The sequence below is a fragment of the Mycobacterium sp. 852002-51613_SCH5001154 genome, from assembly GCF_001667425.1.
Taxonomy (GTDB): Bacteria; Actinomycetota; Actinomycetes; order Mycobacteriales; family Mycobacteriaceae; genus Mycobacterium.
Map to the genome: position 1 here is coordinate 89421 of NZ_LZII01000083.1, position 15069 is coordinate 104489.

General features: G+C 67.4%; 13 protein-coding genes. All 13 read right to left on the minus strand.

Annotation, left to right across the window (positions count from 1 at the left end; genetic code table 11):
- Positions 1–2 precede the first annotated feature (2 nt).
- Genes nuoN through A5750_RS22315 form a run of 13 tightly spaced genes read right to left on the minus strand, consistent with a single transcriptional unit; the run spans position 3 to position 15067 of the window.
- Positions 3–1592: an NADH-quinone oxidoreductase subunit NuoN gene (gene nuoN, locus A5750_RS22255; protein ID WP_067265728.1), complete on the minus strand. Its 1590-nt coding sequence runs from the start codon at positions 1590–1592 to the stop codon at positions 3–5.
- Positions 1592–3166, minus strand: a complete 1575-nt coding sequence (locus A5750_RS22260) for an NADH-quinone oxidoreductase subunit M (RefSeq protein WP_197505503.1) — start codon at positions 3164–3166, stop codon at positions 1592–1594. Before A5750_RS22260 ends, nuoN begins: the two co-directional genes overlap by 1 nt.
- Positions 3163–5049: an NADH-quinone oxidoreductase subunit L gene (gene nuoL / locus A5750_RS22265; RefSeq protein ID WP_066946632.1), complete on the minus strand. Its 1887-nt coding sequence runs from the start codon at positions 5047–5049 to the stop codon at positions 3163–3165. The genes A5750_RS22260 and nuoL overlap by 4 nt, the downstream gene beginning before the upstream one ends.
- 10 nt (positions 5050–5059) lie before the next feature.
- A complete protein-coding gene (nuoK, locus tag A5750_RS22270; protein ID WP_007168303.1) occupies positions 5060–5359 on the minus strand; it encodes an NADH-quinone oxidoreductase subunit NuoK in 300 nt (99 codons plus the stop codon).
- Positions 5356–6144 (minus strand): NADH-quinone oxidoreductase subunit J, encoded by a 789-nt coding sequence (locus A5750_RS22275; protein ID WP_066946799.1) that lies wholly within the window; start codon positions 6142–6144, stop codon positions 5356–5358. Before A5750_RS22275 ends, nuoK begins: the two co-directional genes overlap by 4 nt.
- Before the next feature lie 20 nt (positions 6145–6164).
- The gene (gene nuoI, locus A5750_RS22280; RefSeq protein WP_255360737.1) at positions 6165–6722 is read right to left on the minus strand and encodes an NADH-quinone oxidoreductase subunit NuoI; all 558 of its coding nucleotides are present in this window, start codon (positions 6720–6722) and stop codon (positions 6165–6167) included.
- On the minus strand, positions 6715–7977 hold the full coding sequence (gene nuoH, locus A5750_RS22285) for an NADH-quinone oxidoreductase subunit NuoH (RefSeq protein ID WP_066946791.1): 1263 nt from the start codon (positions 7975–7977) through the stop codon (positions 6715–6717). Before nuoH ends, nuoI begins: the two co-directional genes overlap by 8 nt.
- A gap of 11 nt (positions 7978–7988) precedes the next feature.
- Positions 7989–10403 carry an NADH-quinone oxidoreductase subunit G gene (locus A5750_RS22290; protein ID WP_066946629.1) on the minus strand — a complete coding sequence of 805 codons (2415 nt, stop codon included), beginning with the start codon at positions 10401–10403 and terminating at the stop codon, positions 7989–7991.
- A 3-nt stretch (positions 10404–10406) separates the two neighbouring features.
- Positions 10407–11729, minus strand: coding sequence for an NADH-quinone oxidoreductase subunit NuoF (gene nuoF / locus A5750_RS22295; RefSeq protein ID WP_066946626.1), 1323 nt, complete (start codon positions 11727–11729; stop codon positions 10407–10409).
- The gene (gene nuoE / locus A5750_RS22300; RefSeq protein WP_066946622.1) at positions 11726–12484 is read right to left on the minus strand and encodes an NADH-quinone oxidoreductase subunit NuoE; all 759 of its coding nucleotides are present in this window, start codon (positions 12482–12484) and stop codon (positions 11726–11728) included. Before nuoE ends, nuoF begins: the two co-directional genes overlap by 4 nt.
- Positions 12481–13809 (minus strand): NADH dehydrogenase (quinone) subunit D, encoded by a 1329-nt coding sequence (nuoD, locus tag A5750_RS22305; RefSeq protein WP_066946618.1) that lies wholly within the window; start codon positions 13807–13809, stop codon positions 12481–12483. Before nuoD ends, nuoE begins: the two co-directional genes overlap by 4 nt.
- Positions 13809–14516 carry an NADH-quinone oxidoreductase subunit C gene (locus A5750_RS22310; RefSeq protein ID WP_066946614.1) on the minus strand — a complete coding sequence of 236 codons (708 nt, stop codon included), beginning with the start codon at positions 14514–14516 and terminating at the stop codon, positions 13809–13811. Before A5750_RS22310 ends, nuoD begins: the two co-directional genes overlap by 1 nt.
- A complete protein-coding gene (locus tag A5750_RS22315) occupies positions 14513–15067 on the minus strand; it encodes an NADH-quinone oxidoreductase subunit B family protein (protein ID WP_066946610.1) in 555 nt (184 codons plus the stop codon). Before A5750_RS22315 ends, A5750_RS22310 begins: the two co-directional genes overlap by 4 nt.
- Between the last annotated feature and the right edge of the window lie 2 nt (positions 15068–15069).

Consider the following 15069-nt stretch of genomic DNA (forward strand, 5'->3'; position numbering starts at 1 on the left):
TCTCAGTGCAGCAGCTGGGCGGCCTGGTCGGCGAGGTCGAGCACCGGCTGCGGGAAGACGCCCAGCGCCACGGTGATCACGGCGCAGACGGCGATCGCGGCCTTGCTCAAAATCCCCGGCGCCACCACGTGGGGGGTGTCGTCGGTTGCCTCGGTGAAGAACATCGACACGATCACCCGCACGTAGAAGTAGGCCGCAATCCCACTGGCCACCACACCGATGATCACCAGCGGCGCCGCGCCGCCCTGCGCCGCGGCCTTGAACACGGCGAGCTTGCTGACGAATCCGCTCGTCAGCGGGATGCCGGCGAAGGCCAGCAGGAACATCGAAAACATCACGCCCACAATCGGTGAGCGCTGCCCGAGTCCCGCCCAGTGCGACAGGGTGGCGTCCTCGACGCCGTCGGCATCGCGGATCAGGCTCACGATCGCGAACGCGCCGACGGTGCTGAAGCTGTAGGCGAGCAGGTAGAACAGCGTGGACGAGAGCCCCGCCTGGTTGTCGGCGATCACGCCGGTCAGGATGAACCCGACGTGGGCGACCGAGGAGTAGGCGAGCATCCGCTTGACGTCGGTTTGGTTAACCGCGGTGATGGTGCCCACCGCCATGGTGAGGATCGAGATGGTCCACAGCACCGGGCGCCATTGATCGTGCAGAGGCGGCAGCGCGACGTAGACCACCCGCAGCAGCGCGCCGAAGGCCGCGACCTTGGTGGCGGCCGCCATGAACCCGGTGATGGGCGTGGGCGCGCCCTGGTAGACGTCCGGAATCCACGAATGGAACGGAACCGCACCCACTTTGAACAGCAGGCCGACGGACAGCAGCGCGACGCCCACCAACGCCATCGAGGTGTCCCCGTGCGCCGCCAGCGCATCCCGGATGCCGGTCAGCAACAGCGTGCCGGTCGCGCCGTACAGCAGCGCCACGCCGTACAGGAAGAACGCCGACGAGAAGGCGCCCAACAGGAAGTACTTCATCGCCGCCTCCTGCGACAGCAGGCGCCGATGACGGGCCAGGCCGCACATCAGGTACAGCGGCAGCGAAAGAACTTCCAGCGCAACGAACATCGTCAACAGGTCGTTGGAAGCGGGGAAGACCATCATGCCGCCGACGGACAGCATCGCCAGTGGGAACAGTTCCGTCTGTGCGGCCCCGGCCCGCTCCGCGTCGCGCTCGGCGTCGCTGCCCGGGACCGCGGACGCCTGCGGGGTGAAGGAATCCAGGCCGACCGGCCCGGCGGCGCCCACCCCCGCGGCGACCTTGCTGTCCGCCTTGGCTTGCGTGCGTTCGGCGATGAAGATGACCGCCAGCACCGCGACCAGCAGCACCGTGCCCTGTAGGTAGAGGGTCGGCCGGTCGACGGCCATCGCGCCCAGCACCGTCGCGCGGCCGGAGGCCGGGACGGAGCGGCTCACCGCGATCACCGCGACGAAGGCTGCGACCAAACCGGCCAAGGCCAGCGTCACCTGGGCGCCATAGCGAATCCGCCTCGGCAGGAAGGCTTCCGCGAGGACGCCCACCACGGCGACACCGAACACGATGAGCGTCGGGCAGAGCAGGAAGTACTCGATGCTGGGCGTGGGGAGGGTCATTATCGCGGTCCTTCGGCTGTCCGGGGTGCGCGGTTGACCGCCGGCACGCTCGGCGCGGGATCATGCTGACCGATGGTGGTCATCGTGTTCTCGACGGCGGGGTTGATGATGTCCAGTACCGGCTTCGGGTAAACTCCGAGGACGAACAACAACGCGATCAACGGTGCGACGACGAGCAATTCGCGTGCCCGCAGGTCGCCGATCTTCTCGTTGCCGGAGGCCACCGGCCCGGTCATCATGCGCTGGTAGAGCCACAGCGTGTAGATGGCGGACAACACCAGCGCGGTGACACCGAAGGCGGCGGCCAGCCAGTACCGGTTGAAAGTGCCCAGCAGGACCAGGAATTCGCTGATGAAGGGCGCCAGACCGGGAAGCGACAGGGTGGCCATCGCCGAGACGAGGAACGTCCCCGCCAGGATGGGCGCCACCTTCTGCACCCCGCCGTAATCGGCGATCTTCCGGCTGCCGTGCCGGGATATCAGGAACCCCGCGATCAGGAACACCGCCGCCGTGGACAGGCCGTGGTTGAGCATGTACAGCGTCGACCCGCTTTGCCCCTGGCTCGTCATCACGAAGATGCCGAGAATGATGAACCCGAAGTGCGAGATGGAGGTGTAGGCGATCAGGCGCATGATGTCGGTCTGCCCGATGGCCACGACCGCGCCGTAGATGACACCGATGACGGCCAGCACGACGATCAGGGGCCGGAAATAGGTTGAGGCGCCGGGGAACAGCTGCAGGCAGTAGCGCAGCATGCCGAAGGTGCCGACCTTGTCCATCACCGCCATCATCAGCACCGCGGTGGCCGGGGTGGCCTCCACCGCGGCGTCGGGCAGCCAGCGGTGGAACGGCCATAGCGGCGCCTTGATGGCGAACGCGAACATGAAGCCCAGGAACAGCGCCTTGAACACCGCGGAGTCGGCCCCGTAGCGGCCGGAGGCCACGCCGGCGACGATCTCGCGGAAGTCGAAGGTGCCCGAACCGTGCTGCGCGGTCACCACGTACAGCCCGATCACGGCGGCCAGCATGATCAGCCCACCGAACAGGTTGTACAGCAAGAACTTCACCGCCGCGCGTGACCTGCCGGCCCCGCCGCCGAAGCCCCCGATCAGGAAGTACATCGGGATGAGCATGGCCTCGAAGAAGACGTAGAAGAGCAACACGTCCAGCGCGACCACCGGGATCAGCACCATCGACTCGATGGCCAGCGTCAGGGCTACATAGGCGTGCACGCCGCGAGGGCTGCGTTCTCCGCCATCGTTCCAGCCGGCCACCTGCAGCACCGGGATCAGCACCGCGGTGAGCAGCACCAGCACCACCGCGATGCCGTCCACTCCGAGCGAGTAGGTGGCGCCGAACGCCGGTATCCAGGAATGGCTTTCGACGAACTGGTAAGTGGTGCCACCCGACTTGAAGCCGAGGGTGACGACGATCGCGACCGCCAGCGTGAGGACGCCGAAGACCAGGCCGGTCCACTTGGCGAGCCGGCGCAGTCCCGGCGGCAGCAGGATGACGAGCACCGAACCGGCCAGCGGCAGCAGCCACAGGATGCTCAGCCAGGGCAGATTTTTCACCACAGTTTCACCGCCAGGATCAGCGCGATCACCAGGACCGCGCCCGTCAGCATCGACAATGCGTAGTTGCGGGCGAAGCCGGTTTGCAGCCCCCGCAGGCGATTCGAAGTTCGGCTTACCAGCGCGGCGAGCGCGTTGACGGAACCGTCCACCCCCGCGTTGTCGACGTCGACGAGCGCTTGGGTCAGTTCCGCGCCGGGGCGCATGAACACCTCCTCGTTGAAGGCGTCGCCATAGAAGTCTCTGCGTGCGGCCGTCGTGAGCGGTGACACCGCAAGCGGCGCCACCCTGGGGATTTCGGCGTTCGCGTACAACCGGTAGGCCACCGCGATCCCGACGATAACCACGCCCAGCGCCAGCGCGGTGTTCGCCCAGGCGGGGAAGGCGTGGGTCACCTCTTCGTGCTTACCGACGACCGGCTCGAGCCAGCGTTGCAGGGTGCCCCGCCACGCCAGCAGCCCCCCGGAGAACACCGAGCCGACGGCGAGCAGGATCATCGGCCACGTCATCAGGCCGGGCGCCTCGTGCGGATGAGTGTTTGGCGCCCAACGCTTTCTGCCGAAGAACGTCATCAGCATGACGCGGGTCATGTAGAACGCGGTGACGCCCGCGCCCAGCAGCGCCGCCCCGCCCAGCACATAACCGCGGACGCCGCCGGCGCCCAGCGCCGCCTCGATGATGGCGTCCTTGGAGAAGAAGCCCGCGAATGGCGGCACGCCGATGATCGCCAGATACCCGAGGCCGAAGGTGGCGAAGGTGATCGGCAGCGCCGCGCGCAGGCCACCGTAGCGGCGCATGTCCTGTTCCTCGTGCATCGCGTGGATCACCGCGCCGGAGCCGAGGAACAAGCCCGCCTTGAAGAAGCCGTGGGTGAGCAGATGCATGATCGCGAACGCGTAACCGGCCGGGCCCAATCCGGCGGCCAGCACCATGTAGCCGATCTGGCTCATCGTGGATGCCGCCAGCGCGCGCTTGATGTCGTCCTTGGCGCAGCCGATGAACGCCCCGAGCAACAGCGTGACGGCGCCGACGACGACGACGGCGGTCTGAGCATCGGGCGCCAGGTTGTAGAGCGGGTTGGAGCGCACGATGAGGTAGACGCCGGCGGTCACCATGGTGGCGGCGTGGATCAGCGCGGACACCGGGGTGGGGCCCTCCATGGCGTCACCCAACCAGGCCTGCAGCGGGACCTGCGCGGACTTGGCGCAGGCACCCAGCAGCAGCAGCAACCCCATTGCCGTCAGCGCGCCGCGGCCTGCGGCGGGCGCACCGCCGAACACCCCGGCGTAGGACAGCGTGCCGAAGGTGCTGAACATCAAGAACATTCCCAAAGCGAGCCCGGCGTCCCCGACGCGGTTCATCACGAACGCCTTCTTGGCGGCGGTAGCCGCCGTGGGCTTGTGGTACCAGAACCCGATGAGCAGGTAGGAGGCCAGGCCCACGCCTTCCCACCCGACGTAGAGGACCACGTAGTTGTCGGCGACCACCAGCAGCAGCATCGAGGCGAGGAACAGGTTGAGGTAGCCGAAAAACCTTCGGCGGTCCGGGTCTTCGGCCATGTAGGCGACCGAATAGATGTGGATCAGCGACCCGACCCCCGAGATCAGCAGCACGAAACACACCGAGAGCTGGTCGATCTGCATGCCGAGGTCCACCTGCAGTTGGCCGACCGGGATCCAGGTGAACACCGTCTGGTGGATAACGCGGTCGTCCGCGCCGCGGCCGAGCAGCTCGTTGAGTAGGCTCAGGCCGACGCCGAACGCCGCGAGGGCGGTGGCGCAGCCCAGCCAGTGGCCCCAGGCGTCGGTGCGTCGCCCGCCGAACAACAGGATCGCGGCACCCGCCAGCGGAAGCGCCACCAGCAGCCAGGTGTAGTGAGTCATGTTGGCGTCGTTAGCCTTTGAGTAGGTTCGCGTCGTCGACCGACGCCGACTTGCGGGCACGGAAAATCGTCATGATGATCGCCAGGCCGACGACGACCTCGCACGCGGCCACCACCATCGTGAAGAACGCGATCATCTGCCCGTCCAGGTGGCCGTGCATCCGCGCGAACGTGACGAACGCCAGGTTCACCGCGTTCAGCATCAGCTCGACGCACATGAACATCACGATGGCGTTGCGTCGCAACAGCACACCCGACGCGCCGATGGTGAACAGCAGGGCCGAAAGATAGAGGTAATTGGCCGGATTCATGAGGTGCCGCCTTGTGATAGGGAGGGGCTCGCCTGACGGGAGGGCGTTTCCTTACCGTCGGCGCCGCGGCTGCGCAGGATCGGCGACACCGACAGCTCCGAGTACGAACCGTCCGGCAGCAGCGCGGCCACGTCGACGGCGTTGTGGCGCGCGTAGACGCCGGGGCTGGGCATCGGGGTGGGGTGCCGACCGGCCTGGAATCTCTCCTGCGAGAGCTCCCGCTGCGTCTTACGCCGCTCGAAACGTTCGCGGTGTGCCAGTACCATCGCCCCTAGGGCCGCGGTGATCAGCAGCGCGCTGGTGAGTTCGAACGCCCAGACGTACCGGGAGAAGATCAGCGCGGCAAGCCCTTCCACATTGCCGTTCGCGTTGGCGGTGGTCAGCCCGGCGAAGCCGCCGGTCGCGCCGGCGCCGATGGCGGCGATCAGCAGAACGCCGAACCCCACGCCGGCCAGGACGGCGGCGATGCGCTGGCCGTGCAGCGTCTCCTTCAGGGATTCCGCGGAGTCCACGCCGATCAGCATCAGCACGAACAAGAACAGCATCATCACCGCGCCGGTGTAGACCACGACTTGGACGACGCCCAGAAACAGCGCGTCCTGGATCATGTAGAACACCGCCAGGATGATCATCGTCATCGCCAGGAACATCGCCGAGTACACGGCGTTGACCGCCAGCACCACCCCGATCGCCCCGATCAGCGCCAGCGCTCCCAGCACCCAGAACGCCACCGCCTCACCGGTGGAGGTGCGGACGATCGTCTCAGAAGCCAAATTGGAAGCCAGGAGCTGGCCCGTTACCCCAGTCACCGGGATTCCCCGGCGTTCTCGGTTTCGCGCAGGCCGTTCGCGGTGACGTTGCCCTGGTAGTAATCCTTGTCGGTGGCGCCGGGGGCCCGGGGGTGCGGCGGCGCGAGCATGTCCTGCAGCAGCGGCGCCAGCAGCCGGTCCTTTTCGTAGATGAGGTCGGCGCGGTTGTCGTCGGCCATCTCGTAGTCGTTGGTCATCGTCAGTGCCCGGGTGGGGCAGGCCTCGATGCACAGCCCGCAGCCGATGCAACGCAGGTAGTTGATCTGATAGACCCGGCCGTAGCGTTCCCCGGGCGAATACCGGAGCTCCTCGGTGTTGTCCGCACCCTCCACGTAGATCGCGTCGGCCGGGCACGCCCAGGCGCACAGCTCGCACCCGATGCATTTCTCCAGACCGTCGGGGTAACGGTTGAGCTGGTGACGGCCGTGATAGCGCGGCGCGACGGGACCCGGCTTCTCCGGATACTCCTCGGTGACGTGCCTTTTGAACATCGAGCCGAACGTCACGCCGAATCCGGCAATGGCGGCTAACGGCCGCCGAAAAACTTTAGCCACGTGCTTTCTCCTTGCTCGCGGCCGCCAGGGACTTCATCGGCAGCGGCGGTGTCGGGAATACCGGCGTGGGGGTCTGGCCGGCCGGGAGTTGCTTGGCCTCGCGGCGGAGCTGTCGCTCCAGTGCGCGAATACCGGGCGTGGCGAACGGTTTTCGCAGCAACAGCACCAGCGCCGTCGCGAAAACGATGCTGCAGGCGACCAGCACCGGGGTCCAGTGCGCGTACCCCTGGTTCTGCAGGGTGCGAATCACCGCCGCAATCAGCACCCAGACCAGCGAGGCCGGGATCAGCAGCTTCCAGCCCAGTCCCATGAACTGGTCGTAGCGCAGCCGGGGCAGGGAGGCCCGCAGCCAGAAGTAGACGAACAGGAACGTCCACATCTTGGCGGTGAACCAGAGCAGCGGCCACCACCCGGTGTTGGCGCCGGCCCACATGTTGATGGGCCATGGTGCGTGCCAGCCACCGAAGAACAGGACGGTGGCCAGCGACGAAACCGTCATCATGTTGACGTATTCGGCCAGCATGAACATCGCGAACTTCAGCGACGAGTACTCGGTGTGGAATCCGGCGACCAGCTCACCCTCGGCCTCGGGCAAATCGAATGGCGCCCGGTTGGTTTCGCCCACCATGGAGATCAGGTAGATGACGAACGACGGCAGCAGCAGGAACACGTACCAGACCCGGTCCTGCGCCGCCACGATCTGTGACGTCGACATGGAGCCGGCGTAAAGGAACACCGCCGCGAACGACAGCCCCATCGCCACCTCGTAGGAGATGACCTGCGCGGTCGAGCGCACCCCGCCCAGCAGCGGGTAGGTGGAGCCGGACGCCCAGCCGCCCAGCACGATCCCGTACACGCCGATCGCCGAAAGCCCCAGGATGAACAGCACCGCCACCGGGAGGTCGGTCAGCTGGAGCGGTGTGCTGTGCCCGAACACCGACACCACCGGCCCGAACGGGATGAACGCGAAGGCGGTGAACGCGGGGATGGTGGAGATGACCGGCGCCGCGAAGTAGACGAACTTGTCGACGCCGCCCGGCGTGATGGTTTCCTTGAGCGCCAACTTGATTCCGTCGGCCAGGCTCTGCAGGACACCCCACGGTCCCGCGCGGTTCGGTCCGGGCCGCAGCTGCATCCAGCCGAGAATCTTGCGCTCGAGCAGGATCGCGACCAGCACGTTGAGCATGAGGAACACGAAGATGGCCAGCGCCTTGCCCAGCACCAGCCACCAGGTGTCGTGTCCGAACGCGGTCAGGGAGGTCGTCGTCATGAGCCCACTCCGATTTTCACTGTGCTGCCCAGGGTTACGCCCAGCTGCCGGTGGACGGCGCAGCCCGGGGAGTTCAGCGGAAGCCACACCACCCGGTCGGGCATGTCGGTGATGATCAGCGGCAGGCTGATCGATCCGCGCGGCGTGCTGACGGTGACCGCGTCACCGTCGGCGGCGCCGATCTCGGCGGCCGTGTCGGCCGACAGCCGCACAGCGGGCTTGCGCGCGGTCCCGGCCAGATGCGGTTCGCCGTCTTGCATTCGGCCGTTGTCTAGCAACATCCGCCAGCCGGTCAGCAACGCCTCGCCGGGCCCGGGCTCGGTCGGCTCCGGGGCCGCGACCGCCGGGCCGGCGGCCCAATTGCCGTCCCAGGTGCCCAGCGCGGCGAGTTCGGCGCGGGCCGCCGCGGCGGTCGACAGCCCCAGGTAGACGCCCATCTCGTCGGCCAGGGCGTCGAGCACTTGGTGGTCGGACTGGCTGGCTTGCTCGCTACTCCAGCGCAGCGCCGGTTCGAACGGGCGGTAGCGGCCCTCCCAGTTGACGAAGGCCCCGGCCTTCTGCGTGGTCGGCGCGACGGGGAATACCACGTCGGCGCGGTCGGTAACGGCGCTGCGCCGCAGCTCCAGGCTGACCACGAATCCGGCGGAGTCCAGCGCGGCGAGCACCGCTTCGGGGTCGGCGAAGTCGTCGGGCTCGACACCGCCGACAAGCAGGGCGCCCAGCGTCCCGTCGGCGGCGGCGGCCAGGATGCCGTCGACGTCACGTCCTGGGGCGGAAGGCAATTCGGAGACGTGCCACGCCGCGGCGATCTGCGCGCGGGCGGTCTCGTCGTCGAGGGGGCGGCCGCCCGGCAGCAGGGCGGGCAGCGCGCCGGCCTCCAGCGCGCCCCGCTCGCCGGCTCGGCGCGGCACCCACGCCAGCCGGGCCCCGGTGGCGTCGGCGAGCCGGGCGGCGGCGGACAATCCGCCGGGCACCGTGGCCAGGCGTTCGCCGACCATGATGACCGCGCCGGCGGTGGACAGCAGTTCGCCCACCTCGCCGCTGGCCAGCCCGTCCAGCGCCGCCGCTTCGGCCCCCGGAACGGTTTTGACGAGCCGCCCGGACATCTTCACCAGCGCCCGGGTGGCGAACGGCGCCACCGCGTACACCGGTAGCCGGTGCTTGCGGGCGGCCTTGCGCAGCCGCAGGAACACGATGGGCGACTCGTCTTCGGGCTCGAACCCGACCAGCACCACCACCGGCGCCGATTCCAGATCGGAATAGCTGACGTCGCGCCGGCCGGCGATGCGCGACGCCAGGAAGTCGGCCTCCTCGGTGGAGTTCAGGCGTGATCGAAAGTCAATATCGTTGCTGTCCAACACGATTCGGGCGAACTTGGAGTACGCGTAGGCGTCTTCCAGGGTGGCCCGGCCGCCAACCAGCACGCCCGTGCGCCCGCGGGCCGCGTCCAGGCCCCGAATCGCTGTCGCCATCGCGTGCGACCACGACGCGGGCACCAGCGTGCCGTCGGCGTCGCGAATCAGGGGAGTGCCGATCACGTCCGGCTGGGTCGCGTAGGAGAACGCCCACCGCCCCTTGTCGCAGTTCCACTCCTCGTTGACTTCCGGGTCGTCGCCGGCCAGCCGGCGCAATACCTTGCCGCGGCGATGGTCGGTGCGCTGGGCGCACCCGGACGCGCAGTGTTCGCAGACGCTGGGACTGGACACCAGGTCGAAGGGGCGGGCCCGGAAACGGTAGGCCGTTCCGGTCAGCGCGCCGACCGGGCAGATCTGCACCGTGTTGCCCGAGAAGTACGAGTCGAACGGCTCATTGGCGTAGATGCCGACCTGCTGCAGGGCGCCGCGCTCCTGCATGTCGATGAAAATGTCCCCGGCGATCTGCTCGGAGAACCGCGTGCAGCGGGCGCACAGGATGCAGCGCTCACGATCCAGCAGCACCTGGGCGGAGATGTTGATCGGTTTGGCGAAGGTGCGCTTGACGTCGGTGAAGCGAGAATCGGCGCGGCCGTTGGACATCGCCTGGTTCTGCAACGGGCACTCGCCGCCCTTGTCGCACATCGGGCAGTCCAGCGGGTGGTTGATGAGCAGCAGCTCCATCACACCGTGCTGGGCTTTGTCCGCGGCCTCCGACGTGAGCTGCGTGCGCACGACCATGTCATCGGTGGCGACGGTGGTGCACGAGGCCATCGGCTTGCGTTGCCCCTCAACCTCAACCAGACACTGCCGGCACGCGCCGACCGGCTCGAGCAGCGGGTGGTCGCAGAACCGCGGGATCTGGATGCCCATCAACTCGGCCGCGCGGATCACCAATGTGCCCTTGGGCACGCTGATTTCGTTGCCGTCGATGGTCAGCGTCACCATGTCCGGCGGGCGCACCTCGTCACCGGTTTCGGTTTTGGCGGCACTAGTCAAGCGTCAAGCCTTTCCGTTCAGCATGGAGTCTCGGGGGTCGAACGGGCAGCCACCGTCTTCGACGTGCGCCACGTATTCGTCGCGGAAGTACTTGATCGACGACATCACCGGGCTGGCGGCGCCATCGCCCAACGCGCAGAAGGACTTTCCCAAGATGGTGTCGGAGATGTCCAACAGCTTGTCGATGTCCTCGGGAGTGCCCTTGCCGGTTTCCAGCCGCTCGTAGATCTGGTCCAGCCAGAAGGTGCCCTCCCGGCAGGGGGTGCACTTCCCGCACGATTCGTGCTTGTAGAAGTACGTCCAGCGGCGCACGGCTCGCACCACGCAGGTGGTCTCGTCGAAGATCTCCAGCGCCTTGGTGCCCAGCATGGAGCCGACCGCGCCCACGCCCTCGTAGTCCAGCGGCACGTCGAGGTGCTCGTCGGTGAGCAGCGGGGTGGACGACCCGCCGGGCGTCCAGAACTTGAGCCGGTGGCCGGCCCGCACCCCGCCGGCGTAGGCGAGCAACTCGCGCAACGTGATACCCAGCGGCGCCTCGTACTGGCCGGGCCGGGCGACATGACCGGACAGCGAATACAGCGTGAAGCCAGGCGATTTCTCGCTGCCCATCGACCGGAACCAGTCGACGCCGTTCAGGACGATGGGCGGCACGCTGGCGATCGTCTCGACGTTGTTGATCACCGTGGGGCAGCCGTAGAGCCCCGCCACCGCGGGGAACGGCGGCCGGAGCCGCGGCTGGCCGCGGCGGCCTTCCAGCGAATCCAGCAGCGCGGTTTCCTCGCCGCAGATGTAGGCGCCGGCGCCGGCGTGCACCACGAGCTCCAGGTCGAAACCCGAGCCGTTGATGTCGCGGCCCAGGTACCCGGCGGCGTACGCCTCGGCCACCGCGTTCTGCAGGCGGCGCAACACCGGCAGCACTTCGCCGCGCACGTAGATGAACGCGTGGCTGGCCCGGATTGCGTAGGCGGCGATGATGACGCCCTCGACGAGCACGTGCGGCGTCGCCAGCATCAACGGAATGTCTTTGCACGTACCGGGTTCCGATTCGTCGGCGTTGACCACCAGGTAGTGCGGCTTGGCGGCCGCGCCGGTGTCGCCCTGCGGGATGAACGACCACTTCGTTCCGGTCGAGAAGCCGGCGCCACCGCGCCCGCGCAACCCGGAGTCCTTGACCATGGCGATCACGTCGTCGGGCGCCATGGCCAGCGCCCTCTTCATCCCCTCATAGCCGTCGTGACGGCGGTAGGTCTCCAGGGTCCACGACTCGGGGTCGTCCCAGAACCGGCTGATGACCGGGGTGAGCGGCGTGGCCTGAGAGCTGGTCATGACTGGCCTCCGGGCGGGTTGGGCGCCTGCATGCCGTTTTCCTTCGCCACCCTCAGACCCGCCAGCGTGGCCTCGCCCGCACCGCCCTGGCCCTGGTCGGGCCGTTCGTCGGGCAGGCCGGCCAGGATGCGTGACGTCTCGCGGAAGGCGCACAGCGGGGCGCCGCGGGTGGGCGGTTTGGGCTCACCCGAGCGCAACGAGTCGACGAGCTCGCGGGCCGACTCCGGTGTCTGGTTGTCGAAGAACTCCCAGTTGACCATCACCACCGGCGCGTAGTCGCAGGCGGCGTTGCATTCGATGTGTTGCAGGGTGACGGAGCCGTCGGGGGTGGTCTCGTCGTTGCCGATGCCCAAATGCTCCTGCAGGGCCTCGAATACGGCGTCGCCGCCCATGATGGCGCACAGCGTGTTGGTGCAGACACCGACCAGATAGTCGCCGGTGGGTCCGCGGCGATACATCGTGTAGAAGCTCGCCACCGCCGACACCTCGGCGCCGGTCAGGCCCAGCTGCTCACCGCAGAACTCCAAACCGGCGGGGGTCAGGTAGGAGTCCTCGGCCTGTACCAGGTGCAGCAACGGCAGCAGCGACGAGCGCTTATCGGGGTAGCGGCCCATGATCTCCTTGGCGTCGACCTCCAGCCGCGCCCGCACCTCCGCCGAATACGATTGCGGCGCACCCTCAACCACGAACGCGTTGGGTTCCTCGGGCGGTGGTCCGAGCCGGATGAACACCGGCTGTCCTTGCGGGCCGGTCACCGATCCACCCCGCCCATGACCGGGTCGATGCTGGCGACCGCGGTGATCAGGTCGGCCACCATGCCGCCCTCGCACATCGCGGCGACCGACTGCAGGTTGGTGAACGACGGGTCGCGGTAGTGCACCCGATAGGGGCGGGTGCCGCCGTCGCTCACCATGTGCACGCCGAGCTCCCCGCGCGGTGATTCCACCGCGGTGTAGACCTGGCCCGCCGGAACACGGATGCCCTCGGTGACCAGCTTGAAGTGGTGGATCAAGGCCTCCATCGAGCCGCCCATGATCTTGGCGATGTGCTCCTGTGAGTTACCCATCCCGTCCGGGCCCACCTTGAGGTCGGCCGGCCAGGCGATCTTGCGGTCGGAGATCATGGTCGGGCCCGGCTTCAACTTGTCCAGACACTGCTCGACGATCTTGATCGACTCCCACATCTCGTTGACGCGAATCATGTAGCGCCCGTAAGCATCACACGTGTCGGCGGTCATCACGTCGAATTCGTAGTTTTCATATCCGCAGTACGGTTCGCTCTTGCGCAGGTCGTGCGGCAACCCGGTGGCGCGCAGGATCGGTCCGGTGATGCCGAGCGCCATGCAGCCGGTCAGATCCAGGTAGCCGACGTCCTGGGTGCGGGCCTTCCAGATGGCGTTCTCGTTGAGCAGACCGCCCATTTCGCGCAGTACCTGGCGCAGCGGCTTGAGGGCTTCGGCGATGTCGGACTCCGCGCCCGGCGGTAGATCCTGCGCCACGCCGCCCGGCCGGATGTAGGCGCTGTTCATCCGCAACCCGGAGATCTTCTCGAACAGGGTCAGCACGATCTCGCGGCCGCGGAAACCGACGAACATCGGGGTCATGGCGCCCAATTCCATGCCGCCGGTGGCGAGTGCGACCAGATGCGAGGAGATCCGGTTGAGCTCCATCATCATCACCCGGATGACGTTGACCCGCTCGGGTATCTGATCGGTGATGCCGAGCAGCTTCTCCACGCCCAGGCAGTACGCGACCTCGTTGAAAAACGGTGACAGGTAATCCATTCGGGTTACGAAGGTGACCCCCTGCGCCCAGTAGCGATATTCGAGGTTCTTCTCGATACCGGTGTGCAGGTAGCCGATTCCGCAGCGAACGTCGGTGACCGTTTCGCCCTCGATCTCCAAGATCAGCCGCAACACCCCGTGGGTGGACGGGTGCTGCGGACCCATGTTGACGACGATCCGTTCGCCGGGGTCTGCCTTGCGGGCGGCTTCGACGATCTGGTCCCAGTCCTGTCCGCCGGCGACCAAGACGGTCTCCGGGGCACCGCCATCGTGCGTCGCGTCGGTGATTGTGCTCATCAGTTGTACGCTCTCCGCTCGTCGGGCGGGGGAATCTGGGCTCCCTTGTATTCCACCGGAATGCCGCCGAGGGGATAGTCCTTGCGCTGCGGGTGGCCATGCCAGTCGTCGGGCATCTCGATGCGGGTCAGCGACGGGTGTCCGTCGAAGATGATGCCGAAGAAGTCGTAGGTTTCGCGCTCGTGCCAGTCGCTGGTCGGATAGACCCCGAACAGCGAGGGGATGTGCGGATCGCTGTCCGGCGCAGCCACTTCCAGGCGGACGCGGCGATTGTGCGTGATCGACTGCAACGGGTACACCGCGTGCAGTTCGCGACCGGTCTCGTGGGGGTAGTGCACCCCGCTGACACCCAGACACATCTCGAAACGCAGCCCCGGCTCATCGCGTAGGTGCTGGGCGACCCGGGGCAGCGCTTCGCGGCGCACGTGCAGGGTCAGCTCGTCGCGGTACACCACGACTTTCTCTATCGCGTCGGAGAATTCGACGTCCGCGCTTTTCAGCGCCTGGGCCAGTGTGTCGACCACGTCGTCGAAGTAGCGGCCGTAGGGTCGGGGGCTGCTGCCGGGAAGCATGACCTCGCGCACCAGGCGCCCGTAGCCGGACGTGTCACCCGAACCCTTGGCGCCGAACATGCCGCGGCGCACGTCGATCACTTCTTCGTCGGCCTGGCTGATCGCCTCTTGGGGACCTTGGTCGGGCGAGCTCATCGCAGCAGTCCGCGCATCTCGATCGTGGGCCGGGCCGCCAGCGCCGCCTGCTCGGCCTCGGCGATGGCTTCTTCGCGGTTGACGCCCAGAGGCATCTCCTGAATCTTCTCGTGCAGCTTCAGGATTGCGTGCAACAGCATCTCCGGCCGCGGCGGGCAGCCGGGCAGGTAGATGTCCACCGGAACCACGTGGTCCACGCCCTGCACGATCGCGTAGTTATTGAACATCCCGCCGGACGACGCGCACACGCCCATGGCCAGCACCCACTTCGGCTCGCCCATCTGGTCATAGATCTGGCGGAGCACCGGCGCCATCTTCTGGCTCACGCGGCCCGCGACGATCATCAGGTCGGCCTGCCGCGGCGTCGCCGAGAATCGCTCCATGCCGAACCGCGCTATGTCGAATCTTGGCCCGGCGGTTGCCATCATCTCGATGGCACAGCACGCCAACCCGAACGTCGCCGGCCACAGGGAATTCTTGCGAACGTAGCCGGCCACCTTCTCGACCGTTGACAGCAGAATCCCGCCGGGCAGCTGTTCTTCGAGACCCACGT